Genomic DNA, 7,394 nt, shown 5'->3' with positions numbered 1-7,394 from the left:
GCTCTGAAGATACCCGCCCCTGCCACCCCTTGGAGATGACCGTAGAGAAGAGTCCAAGTGTAGGATGATCACCAAGTTGGGAACCTATCAGGTAGGAGCGAGTATTGGTATTGCCCTCTACCCTGAAAGCAGTAGCGGCAGTGAATCATTGGTCCGTAATGCCGATAGTGCGATGCATGAAGTGAAGAAGAATGGAAAAGGTGGGGCGAGGATGTACCGGATCACTCCATAGTATCCTTCATGCCCAAGTATGCATTCATGAAAGAAGATCCCTCCTGTTATATGGTCTCTTGGGAAACAACCCTTAGGTAAGGGCAGTGTTATTCCCTTGTCATCACGCTATGGTGCCCTTTTACTACTGGACAAGCTTCCCAGAACCAAGCACCATAGGAAGGCAAGGAGGTGCCGATGCACAAGCACAAAGGTTCATGTCTCTGTGGAAAAGTAACATTTGTGGTAGAAGGTGACTTTGAGTCTTTCTTTCTCTGCCATTGCAACCTATGCCGTAAGGATACAGGTTCAGCCCATGCAGCCAATCTGTTCTCCTCTTCCGCTCATCTCAGGTGGCTCTCCGGAGAGAACCTGGTGAAAACCTTTGACTTCCAGGGAAGCGGGCATATCAAGAGCTTCTGCACTGAGTGCGGGTCAGCACTCCCCAATCTCCAGATGGGAGGAAAGCTGCTGGTAGTACCAGCCGGGTCGCTCGACAGCGAGGTATCCTTACGCCCCAATGCCCATATCTTCAACTCCGACAAGGCATCCTGGGATCATGACCTGGAGCACATACACCGTTTTGAAGGGCTGCCGGAATAGGAAGAACAACACCACAACGATTATTTGAGCAGTTCGACAGCGAACTGCTCTTTTTGGTTTACCATGTTCCATGGTGTTTAGGGTTATACCCATAAAAACTGTTGGATTTCTCGTAGTTTATAGGGATGTACCCCTAAAAACTTTTATTGATCGCGTAGTTTTACTGGGGATACTCTTTTTATAAGATATTCATGTATGCCAACTGGCCATGATGCTACCCTAACCGAAGAGGGAGTACAAACAAGCAGATTATTTACTTCAGTTCAGGAAACTACCACATGCCGCATTACGAAGATCCTGAGTGCGTCCATTTTCCTACATGTTTTCCGTTCATCCATATATCCAAGGTATGTTTCATCACCACTCATCCTTCTCTGTCTCTTCATCTAGCGGAGGCTTTGGTTGCAAGAGCATCTCAATCTCCAGAGCAGAGACAAGCTTGAAAAAGCTTTCAAGGGAACATCGCTCTGGATGAGACTCCAGGGCAGATATGGTCTTGGGCAACAGTCCCACAAGTTCTCCAGCTTGCTTCTGTGTGAGGTTCAAGCTCTTTCGTCTACTTTTTAGATAGTAGGCAAGTTGGAACGGGGTCAATATTAGGTTCTGCATAGGTCCTCCACAAAAACAGCATACCCCATAAGGTATATATTGTAGATATACCCTATAGGGTTAATTAAGGATTTTTACCCTGTAGGGTATAGAATGACCTATAATCTAAGTTATATTTCAAAAAAAAATCGAAATACTGAAAATTTTTGCCGGTATCGGCAGTTATTTTCAATTGCTCTTCATATGGAACTGTTAGAGACCTACAACGATACTACGAAAGCTATCTTCTCAAGACAAAATGACATGGCTGATTCTTCTCTATGTATGCAACACTGGTTTTCCTCGGAGTATCACCCGCTGGTCATTTATACATTTTGTAAGTTTTTTATAAAAGACAACGGCATCATGTACACAAACAAGCCAATTTCTATAAAAAACGGAGCAAGAAAGCAATGTGCCTATCATATTGATGCTTGTAATAACAAGGTTCTTAAATCAACCAACCATTCATGACCCATTTGCCACATACTGTCGCTTACGGTTAAGCCACTCTGTGGGAGTTTGCTGTTCCAGCCACTTAGTCGACCAGAGCGGTGATATTCAGTCCATCTGGTCCATGATCTACAATCAATAGTGAATTTTCACTTTAGCATAGTGAATATTCAGTATATACTGGAATATATGATAGAAAACTGTAGAAGAAAGGTCTCAAGCCGGCAGGAGTATATATACGGCAAGGAACTTCAACTGCCCCTGCCTCCGATGAAAAAATACGTCAAATGATCAAGATTAGTGATGGAGATTATTATGAACGTATGCGCTCCCTCATCCAGGACTTGACCTTTGAACAAGCAAGGCTCGTATACAAAGAGAAAGGCATACCGTTTGAAAAAGAACATTTCATTCGACTTGGCATCATTGAAGAGACTGGGCTTTATACAAATCTTGGCCTTCTACTCTCAGATCAGTGTATGCATACTATTAAGGTAGCTGTATTCAGTGACGAGGCAAAAACAACCTTTAATTCTGCGAAAGAATTCAGTGGGTCGGTCCTGACACAATTGGAAGATACCTATACCTATCTTATGTTGTGTAATCAGAATCGTTTTCAGATTGACGATCTATCTCGTCGCGAGTATTGGGATTACCCAAAACAAGCCCTTCGGGAAGCATTACTCAACGCAATCATGCATCGAGACTATGCTTATAGTGGAAGCATCATCATAACCATTACAAAAAAACACATTGAATTTGTTTCCATTGGGGGTCTTGTGGGAGGGCTAACCACAATGGACATTATGGCTGGTATTTCACAACCAAGGAACCGTTTGCTTGCTGATATCTTTCATCGTTTGGGTTATATTGAAGCTTATGGGACCGGACTACGTAGGATCAGAGAACTATATACACATATGGCAGCCCATGAACAAATCGAAGTCACACCCAACACATTCAAAATAGTCCTTCCAAACCAGAACGAGAGTCAACCAGTGGAAGCAAGTGCAAAGGAACCTATTCCGCTCTACTCGTCCAAGCAATTCAAACAAATCTTGGAGGAAGTTCAAAGAGAAGGTTATGTCACTGATGAATCAGCACAAACTTTGCTTGGAGTAAAGAAGACCCATGCATACCTCATCCTCCATCAGATGATTGATGCTTCCCTGATCAAAAAACAAGGTCGGGGAAAAACAAAGAGATATGTACTGAATCACTCATGAGGAAGCTCTAGTGTGATACACCCCCCTTCCTGATCAGATGAATCTCGATGACGCTGCCCATTCTTTCAGAAGCGATAACCAGTCGTAGCATTGCCACAGTATCCCTTGCTCAACAGAATAATTGATATAATAATTGACCTATGAGGTTAATTATCCTAGAATTTATGAAAGAAGGAATGGTTCATTGGAAGCTATCTATACCTCTAAGAAAGTAGAGAGAATATGATAAAATGAACGGCTATGTAAGAAAATGAAGAGTGTACTATCTACTGTCCCAACTGGGAATGTCATTAAAGACTATCTCGATGCATATCACCTGACCCAAAAGGAGTTATCAACCAGGACAGGAATCAGCGAGAAACATCTGTCCCACCTCTTGAATGGAACCAGTAGACTTACAGAAGAGGTGGCGCTCAAATTGGAGAAAGTGCTCACGCCGGTCCCGGCATCATACTGGTTGCAGTATGAAACCAAGTATCGGGAGGCCGTAGCTCGAGAACAAGAACCAGTGTATTCATACAGCAAGCAAGCATTACAGGAAATTGCGAAGCGATTCCATTTCAAAGAAGTTTTTGGAGATCTTGGTTGGAATCTTGAGAAGCAAGCAACTGAAATGCTCTCACTTCTTCAAATCAGTGACTTCTCTCAATTCGAACCTACCTATGCAGCTCTTTCGGTATCATTCATGGAAGATGGAGGGTCATTGGAACCAATTGCAATCTGGCTGAACCTCTGCCGAGAAGAACTGGAAATTCAGAATGAGGATCTCTCCTTGAGCTATTCAGCGAGAAAGCTTAAAAAAGCACTCAACGAACTTAAGCATATTGCCTATGAAGGGAATACCTCTGATTCGTTGCTTCGCGCTCGCAAACTTCTCAATGCATTGGGTATCTATCTGGTGATTTATCCTGCAATAAGCAACAGCAAGGTTCGTGGAGCGCTTACTACGTACAAAGGAAACCCTGCAATCTATCTCAGCCTTCGATACAAGACACATGACCATGCATGGTTCGCACTCATGCATGAAATTGGTCACTTGTTATTACACTATGAAAGCAAGCGTACCATCATTTCTTGTGAACAAGATGAATCCAGCACTGCATCGCAAGAAACCGAAGCCAATCAATTCGCCGAAACCTTCTTTCTTGATACAACCGCCTATGAAGCATTTTGCAATAACAAGGTATTCTCTCATGCAGAGGTAAGAGCGTTTGCAGAAACACAGCATGTACATCCTGGTATTGTGGTATCTCGGCTACAACATGATAAGCTTATCCCGTACAGTCATCTGAATACACTTAAAAGCAAGATTACCCTGATAGAAGCCTAGATTTATCAATCTATTGGCACTATCTACTCAGTATTAATATGCAACTTCTCATATGCAGAACGGTACTCACTGGGGTTCACACCCACCATACGCTTGAAGACAGTCCTGAAATAGCCAGGGTCGGAGAATCCAGAGGCAAGGGCGATGTCGTTTACGTTCATGGTGTTCTTCAGCAACAGGTTCTGTGCATAGTGAATCCGTGTCTTGTGGATGCAAGAGGAAATGGTCATACCGTAGGATTGGTGGAAGATTTTTCTCAGGAGATGTCGATTGAGTACTGAGGACTTGATACTTATACCCTATGGACTTACCACCCTTCGTGTTGCTGCATTCCCTGCCTTGTATTGAGTACTACAGCACTCGGAATGCGAATCAGTACATGATGCCTCAAGGGCTGAGAGCGCTGTCTCAGTGACTGATTGTCACCTGTTGGTCTCAAGTAACAAGCTCAACAGAAATTCTACTCTAATGGTTTACGTTTTTATAATAAAGTAATATTATATAAACCAAAGGAGAAGCCTGCCATGTTTGGAGAACGTTTTGGACGTGCTCGCTCTGCTTCCGGATTATCAATGAAGGAACTTGGAGACAGCGTTGGTATCAGTGCAAATATGATCAAAAAATATGAACATGGAGAAAGCATGCCTTCCTCTCCAGTGCTCATTCGTCTCGCAAAAACTCTAGGGGTAAAAAGTGAGTACTTTTTCCGACCAAATACGATAGTACTGGGTGAGATACAGTATAGGAAAAGAGCATCCCTTCCAAAGAAGACATTACACAAGATAGAAGCTGAAGTATTAGATCAAGCAGAACGTTGGATGGAGCTCAAGAACCTCTGGCCAAACTTTCCGATTGATTCACCTAATTTGGACCTACCGGCAAATATCCTGCATTCCTATGAAGATATAGAAATGTATGCAAATACCATCCGTGAGAAATGGGGACTTGGGTCACAAAGCATTACTGATCTTACGGCTCTTCTGGAAGAACATGGGTATATAGTCATCATGATTTCATATGCGACTGAAGGCATGTGCGATGGATTACAAGCAGTAATTGAGGACATGCCAATCATTGTGTGCCAAAACAATGGGGATGGAACACGCCAACGATTCACGATGGCACATGAACTTGCACATCATCTTTTATCAGGTTTGTTGGATAGTAATCTTGATGAAGAGCGCTGTTGCCATCGTTTTGCAGGAGCCCTTCTTCTTCCACTCGAATCACTTAAGAGAGAGATTGGAGAGAAAAGGCATACCTTGGAGATAGCTGAGCTCTACCATCTGAAACATCGTTACGGCATCAGCATGCAAGCTTGTATAAGAAGGGCTTTCGATACAGGGATCATATCACAAACTGAATACACGAAGGTATGTAAATTATTTTCCTCAAGAGGTTGGAGAAAACAAGAACCGGGAGAACCATACCAACTGGAAAAGACTTCCCTCTTTACCAGACTCGTGTATCGTGCTCTTGGAGAACACCTCATTGGAGAATCGAAAGCTGCAGAATTACTGGGAAAGAACTTGATGGAGTTCCATGCGGATAGGTTCATGTAAAAAGAGTGATGTAAAGATTTGAGAACCAATAACGTTCAATATTACAGACTATATACTCAATTTGTTTCTATAATTGAACATTAACCTGTCAGTTCATTGACAACTCGATAGAAAGAACCTAAGCTTTTTCTATGGGACAGAAAACGATCACGCTGTTACCCTCAGCACAGCGAAAACTCACTCAGATGGGTGTACAGATAAAACTAGCCAGACTACGAAGAGAACTCCCTGCAACCCTGGTTGCAGAGAGGGCGGGGATCAGCCGGGCAACACTCTGGGCAATCGAGAAGGGCTCACCTTCTGTCTCGATGGGAGCATATATACAAGTACTCCTTGCCATCGGTCTTGTTGATGATTTGCTTCTCATTGCCAAGGATGATGTACTGGGGAGAACACTCCAGGATATGAATCTTCCCGTAGGCAAGCGCGCAACCAAGAGGAAAACTCATGGCAAACACGATTGAAGTCTATGCCGATTGGGTAGGTCTGAACGGACCTGTCCTCATAGGCTCTTTACAGATGCAATCCACACGACAGAGAGAAGTATTCTCATTCACGTATGACAGCAACTGGCTGCATAGCTATGCACCCATATACCAAATCGATCCAGACATCCAGCCTTTCAGAGGATACCAATATCAGCAACCCGATAAAACAGGATTTGGCTTTTTCCTAGATTCTTGTCCTGATCGTTGGGGACGCGTGCTCATGCAAAGAAGAGAGGCCTTATTGGCAAAAGAAGAAAAGAGAGCAATGCAGAAGCTTCAGGAAAGAGAGTATCTTCTTGGGGTTGATGATGCTTCTCGTATGGGAGCGATTCGCTACAAGCTTCCAGAGAGCTCGTCCTTTCTTGCTGAGCATACAGCATTAGCCACCCCGCCATGGACTGAGTTGCGTATGCTGGAACACCACACATCCTTGTTTGAGCAAAATGAAGAGACTGAAGGATCGTGGATACACCATCTGATACTACCAGGTTCTTCATTGGGAGGCGCACGCCCCAAAGCAACAGTGGTGGATGAGAAAGGAAATCTCTGGATAGCCAAATTCCCATCCCGGCATGATACGCTCAATAGCGGAGCTTGGGAAATGGTCATACATGACCTTGCCGTGAAATGTGGTATTGATATGCCACAGGCAAGACTTGAAACATTTTCTTCTGGAGGGGATACCTTTCTCTCAAAACGCTTTGATCGTTCAGACGGTCATGAGCGTATTCATTTTGCTTCTGCAATGACATTGACAGGTAAAACAGATGGACAAGAGGCTAGCTATCTGGATCTGGTGGAATGCATCATTCAGATGGGTGCACAACCAGATACTGATTTGAAACAGCTTTTCAAAAGAATTATCTTCACCATCGCTGTCTCCAATACCGACGACCATCTGAGGAACCACGGATTCTTGCTGACACCTCAAGGA

Annotated in this window: 9 protein-coding genes; 7 read left to right on the top strand and 2 right to left on the bottom strand. The window is 43.7% G+C overall.

Translation table 11 applies throughout. The features are described from left to right. The first annotated feature begins 64 nt into the window (after positions 1-64). Together JF818_RS04735 and JF818_RS04730 are read left to right on the top strand one after the other, a co-directional pair. Positions 65-232 (top strand): diguanylate cyclase domain-containing protein, encoded by a 168-nt coding sequence (locus tag JF818_RS04735; RefSeq protein ID WP_198890821.1) that lies wholly within the window; start codon positions 65-67, stop codon positions 230-232. A 176-nt stretch (positions 233-408) separates the two neighbouring features. Next, a complete protein-coding gene (locus tag JF818_RS04730; protein ID WP_198890820.1) occupies positions 409-813 on the top strand; it encodes a GFA family protein in 405 nt (134 codons plus the stop codon). 357 nt (positions 814-1,170) lie between these two features. Here JF818_RS04730 and JF818_RS04725 read toward each other — a convergent pair whose 3' ends face one another. Continuing rightward, on the bottom strand, positions 1,171-1,422 hold the full coding sequence (locus JF818_RS04725) for a helix-turn-helix domain-containing protein (RefSeq protein ID WP_198890819.1): 252 nt from the start codon (positions 1,420-1,422) through the stop codon (positions 1,171-1,173). A gap of 719 nt (positions 1,423-2,141) precedes the next feature. Between JF818_RS04725 and JF818_RS04720 the strand changes: the two genes are divergently transcribed. Then, complete coding sequence (locus JF818_RS04720; RefSeq protein WP_198890818.1) at positions 2,142-3,080, top strand: ATP-binding protein; 939 nt, start codon at positions 2,142-2,144, stop codon at positions 3,078-3,080. 250 nt (positions 3,081-3,330) lie between these two features. Continuing rightward, the gene (locus tag JF818_RS04715; protein WP_198890817.1) at positions 3,331-4,410 is read left to right on the top strand and encodes an ImmA/IrrE family metallo-endopeptidase; all 1,080 of its coding nucleotides are present in this window, start codon (positions 3,331-3,333) and stop codon (positions 4,408-4,410) included. A 23-nt stretch (positions 4,411-4,433) separates the two neighbouring features. Here JF818_RS04715 and JF818_RS04710 read toward each other — a convergent pair whose 3' ends face one another. After that, positions 4,434-4,670, bottom strand: coding sequence for a helix-turn-helix transcriptional regulator (locus JF818_RS04710; RefSeq protein WP_255528427.1), 237 nt, complete (start codon positions 4,668-4,670; stop codon positions 4,434-4,436). A gap of 264 nt (positions 4,671-4,934) precedes the next feature. Between JF818_RS04710 and JF818_RS04705 the strand changes: the two genes are divergently transcribed. The 3 genes from JF818_RS04705 to JF818_RS04695 all read left to right on the top strand — a co-directional run. Then, positions 4,935-5,972 carry an ImmA/IrrE family metallo-endopeptidase gene (locus JF818_RS04705; RefSeq protein ID WP_198890816.1) on the top strand — a complete coding sequence of 346 codons (1,038 nt, stop codon included), beginning with the start codon at positions 4,935-4,937 and terminating at the stop codon, positions 5,970-5,972. Between the two features lie 131 nt (positions 5,973-6,103). Then, positions 6,104-6,436, top strand: a complete 333-nt coding sequence (locus tag JF818_RS04700; RefSeq protein ID WP_198890815.1) for a helix-turn-helix domain-containing protein — start codon at positions 6,104-6,106, stop codon at positions 6,434-6,436. Next, positions 6,420-7,394, top strand: a 975-nt coding sequence (locus JF818_RS04695) for a type II toxin-antitoxin system HipA family toxin (RefSeq protein ID WP_198890814.1), incomplete at its 3' end; no start/stop codon positions are given. The genes JF818_RS04700 and JF818_RS04695, both read left to right, overlap by 17 nt.

This window comes from Sphaerochaeta sp. S2 (assembly GCF_016406725.1).
GTDB lineage: Bacteria > Spirochaetota > Spirochaetia > Sphaerochaetales > Sphaerochaetaceae > Sphaerochaeta.
The sequence above is the reverse complement of the archived record's forward strand: the minus strand, read 5'-3'. Positions and strand labels throughout refer to the sequence as shown.

Coding starts and splice junctions, on each gene's coding strand:
- JF818_RS04735 (WP_198890821.1), top strand. CDS start 65: ATGATCACCAAGTTGGGAACCTATCAGGTAGGAGCGAGTATTGGTATT.
- JF818_RS04730 (WP_198890820.1), top strand. CDS start 409: ATGCACAAGCACAAAGGTTCATGTCTCTGTGGAAAAGTAACATTTGTG.
- JF818_RS04725 (WP_198890819.1), bottom strand. CDS start 1,422: ATGCAGAACCTAATATTGACCCCGTTCCAACTTGCCTACTATCTAAAA.
- JF818_RS04720 (WP_198890818.1), top strand. CDS start 2,142: ATGATCAAGATTAGTGATGGAGATTATTATGAACGTATGCGCTCCCTC.
- JF818_RS04715 (WP_198890817.1), top strand. CDS start 3,331: ATGAAGAGTGTACTATCTACTGTCCCAACTGGGAATGTCATTAAAGAC.
- JF818_RS04705 (WP_198890816.1), top strand. CDS start 4,935: ATGTTTGGAGAACGTTTTGGACGTGCTCGCTCTGCTTCCGGATTATCA.
- JF818_RS04700 (WP_198890815.1), top strand. CDS start 6,104: ATGGGACAGAAAACGATCACGCTGTTACCCTCAGCACAGCGAAAACTC.